At 35.2% G+C, this 2,523-nt stretch carries 2 protein-coding genes and 1 pseudogene; 1 reads left to right on the top strand and 2 read right to left on the bottom strand.

The features are described from left to right. The first annotated feature begins 236 nt into the window (after positions 1-236). Positions 237-791 (top strand): Uma2 family endonuclease, encoded by a 555-nt coding sequence (locus AFK68_RS02065; protein WP_094671237.1) that lies wholly within the window; start codon positions 237-239, stop codon positions 789-791. Between the two features lie 273 nt (positions 792-1,064). Here the strand turns inward: AFK68_RS02065 and AFK68_RS02060 are convergent, their stop codons facing one another. Together AFK68_RS02060 and AFK68_RS36175 are read right to left on the bottom strand one after the other, a co-directional pair. Then, entirely contained in the window at positions 1,065-2,267 is a 1,203-nt protein-coding gene (locus AFK68_RS02060) for an FAD-binding oxidoreductase (protein ID WP_094671235.1), read from the bottom strand. Between the two features lie 15 nt (positions 2,268-2,282). Then, positions 2,283-2,523 (bottom strand): annotated as a pseudogene (locus AFK68_RS36175) (hypothetical protein); the annotation flags it as partial.

Raw genomic sequence — 2,523 nt, 5'->3', positions numbered from 1 at the left:
GGCGTTGGTGAATAAAGGTATGAAAATAAAAATTGAACAATCTCAAATATTTCTTATTCAATAGTTTAAGAGTTACCCAAAAATACAAATCATACTCTAATTTACCAACGCCTCTTATTCTTTTCTCCTGTCTAGTATCACCTCTAGTTAATTAAGGATAATAAAAGTTTTCTCCTAAATTTCTCAAGCTTACTACTGTCTCCCTCCTCTGTACTAAACTAATTGTAAAAATAACTATGATTACAGAAACACAACTAAATTTAGAACAATTCTTAGCTTTTCCAGAAGAGGATATTACTTATGAATTAATTGATGGAAAAATACAACCTAAAATCTCTCCTAAAAGATTTCATTCTCGCTTAACAGGTACTCTTTATCTAGTTCTTACTAACTGGAGTAAATCAAAAGGAGAAGTAGGAATAGAATGGGGAGTTACTCTAGCAAAAAATGGTAAAGATTGGGTTCCCGTACCCGATTTGTTATATATTTCTTATGAGAAATTACCTCTAGAAAGATTTGAAGATGAACTGTGTCCGTTTCCTCCTGAATTAGCTATTGAAATTATTTCTCCTGGTCAATCTTTTGGCGATTTAAGTGAAAAAGCTACAGATTATTTGAATGCAGGAGTTTTGAGGATTTGGATTGTAGATTCACAAGCAAAAAGCATTACTATTTTATATCCTGATGCTCCGCCAAAAACTAAACGAGGGGAAGAACTTTTGGGAGATGAAATTTTACCAGAATTAGAAATAACTGTTGAACAAGTTTTTCAGCAAGCAGGGTTAGTTTGAAGTCAAAAGTTAAAAGTTAAAAGTTAAAAGTAATAATAAAATAATGAACAATGGATATTGGTAAAACTCTTGAAAGTTGTAATTAATTCCTCAGAAGGAAAAATAGAAATAGGTAATAAAGATGACTTTTATCAAAATATAGTCTAAATTTAATTTAGAATTTCCTGTTCTATTTTTGAGCCTGTATTTCGTGATGTTTAGGAGATGAATTTCACTGAAAAAATACTGTTCAGACAGGGTGGAAATTAGGGAGCAAGATGCTCCCACTCTCAATCAGATTTCAACACCTCTAGCTTCTTCAACTTGAAGGGTATCAGGTGTTAAATGTCGCCATCTAAATCTTTGGGAAAATTGATTTGATTTCCCTTCCACAACATCTGCTGCAATTTCTCCTAATAAAGGCGCCATTTTAAATCCATGACCGCTGCCACCGCTACTAACAGAAAGACCTTTAATTTCTGGATGGTTATCTATCCAGAAATGTCCGTCAAGGGTATCAGTATATAAACATCTGCGAGTATATACCAAAGGTGCATCTACCAGTTCCGGGAAAGTCATCTTTAGAAAAGACCGCATATTTTCCACTTCATTATCCTTAATTCGGCGATCGCTATTTTCAGGATGAATAGCTACGCCACTAGAATGTTTGGCTATCTTGACAACACCATATTTAGGCAAAAAGGGAAAACCATACCACCCAGAATTAGAAATATCGGCAGCAAAAACACTCAAATAAGGTGACGAAAAATATTTGGGGTTTTGAGGTTTGAGCCAAAACACGGGATGACCAGTCACTTTCATGTAAGGTTGTAGCTCTGGCAAAAGATAGGGAGTATTAGCACCTGCTGCTACTAACGCATGACCGCATTGGAAGGTATTTCCCTCTCTAGTTTTGACTCCTTGTAGTTTTCCGTTTTCTACAATAAAACTTTCTGCGGTTTGCTGTTGATAAATTTCTACACCTAAAGAACTAGCATACTCAGTTAGTTTTTCTACTACCAAGGAAGATTCTACATATCCTGCTTTGGGATTAAAATTTGCATCTATGTAAACCGAAGTATTCACCTCCGGAAAACGTTCTTTGATACCTTCAGCATTTATTCTGTCTGGAGAATAACCACTTTCAATAAGGTTTTGATAACTAAATTTTTCAAAGCTGTGGCGATCGCTTTCAATTTTATCCTTGCACAGCATTAAAAAACCTACCTCATGGTACAACTCTTCCCCAAAAAGTTCATTCCATTCTTTCCAGCGCTCAATAGATATTTCTGCCATACGGAAATATTCTCGATCGCTACCATATTCCAGACGCACAACTTTAGTAATATCAGTAGAAGCTGCCAGATGATGGGGAATAGTATCTGGGTTAATAACTGCCACCTTATATTTTCTTTTTCCTAATTCTACAGCAGCAGTAATACCAAAAATTCCGCTACCTACAATTAGAAAATCATATTTTGTGTTGGAATTTTTCATTAGTTTCTATAAGTGTTAAAGATATAACCATCCTAAATAAATTGTAACATTTTGTCGTAGGGGTTTGGTCTCCAAACCCCTACAGTTTTTTCTCACGAATGATTTAGTAAATGTTCCAGCAAATAAATCTAGAATTGGATCGCCAGCATTACTACTTGCTTTAAGAATTCTTTGTTGAGGTTTGAAACCTGTAATACCATGCCCGGTTGAACACTTATAATTAAGGGAGTAGGGGAGTAGGGGAGTAGGGGAGTAG

The organism is Hydrocoleum sp. CS-953 (genome assembly GCF_002260545.1).
In the GTDB taxonomy this organism is placed as follows: Bacteria; Cyanobacteriota; Cyanobacteriia; order Cyanobacteriales; family Microcoleaceae; genus Trichodesmium.
The sequence above is the reverse complement of the archived record's forward strand: the minus strand, read 5'-3'. Positions and strand labels throughout refer to the sequence as shown.

Coding starts and splice junctions, on each gene's coding strand:
- AFK68_RS02065 (WP_094671237.1), top strand. CDS start 237: ATGATTACAGAAACACAACTAAATTTAGAACAATTCTTAGCTTTTCCA.
- AFK68_RS02060 (WP_094671235.1), bottom strand. CDS start 2,267: ATGAAAAATTCCAACACAAAATATGATTTTCTAATTGTAGGTAGCGGA.